This window comes from Cellulomonas fimi (assembly GCF_028527925.1).
GTDB classification, from domain to species: Bacteria; Actinomycetota; Actinomycetes; order Actinomycetales; family Cellulomonadaceae; genus Cellulomonas; species Cellulomonas fimi_C.
Genome location: NZ_JAPESW010000159.1, coordinates 1 through 645 on the forward strand (window position 1 = coordinate 1; position 645 = coordinate 645).

Annotated in this window: 1 protein-coding gene; it reads left to right on the top strand. The window is 76.7% G+C overall.

Annotation, left to right across the window (positions count from 1 at the left end; genetic code table 11):
* Nucleotides 1–122: 122 nt before the first annotated feature.
* Nucleotides 123–645 (top strand): ThuA domain-containing protein (locus tag OMK64_RS20255; protein WP_272730153.1); only part of this gene is annotated, 523 nt, incomplete at its 3' end.

Sequence of the window (645 nt, forward strand, 5' to 3'; positions counted from 1 at the left end):
CGCCGACGGCTCGCCCGCGTCGTGGCTCGTCGCGAGGTCGCGCGGGCCCGCGCGGGGCCCGCGCGGGACATCCGAGGCCGTCAGCGTGGCGGCGCGGTGACGGACGACGCAGGAGGTGGCGCGTGGCGCAGGTGGTGGTGCTCGTCGGACGGGACCGGTACGGCGACCCGTGGCACGACCACGCGGCGACGTCCGACGCGGTGGCCACGCTGCTGCGGGCGGACGGGCACGACGTGACCGTCCGCAGCGTCTTCCCCGACGCGCTCGACGACGTCGACCGTCCCGACCTGCTCGTCGTGAACTGCGGGCAGGGGCCGCTCGACCCCGCGGACGCCGACGCGTGGCGCGGGTTCCACGACCGCCGGTCCGCGCTCGTCGACGACGGCGTCGCGGTGCTCGGGCTGCACCAGGCGGCGAACACGTTCGGCGACGACCCGCGCTGGGCGGCGACGCTGGGTGGACGGTGGGACGACGACGTCTCGTGGCACCCGCCGCTCGGCGAGGCGCGGTTCCGGGTCGTCGACGCGGCGCACCCGGTGACCCACGGCCTGGGCGACGTCGACGCGGTCGACGAGCAGTACGCGGACCTCCTCGTCGCGGACGACACCCACGTGCTCCTGGTCGCCGACGTCACGGACGACGACG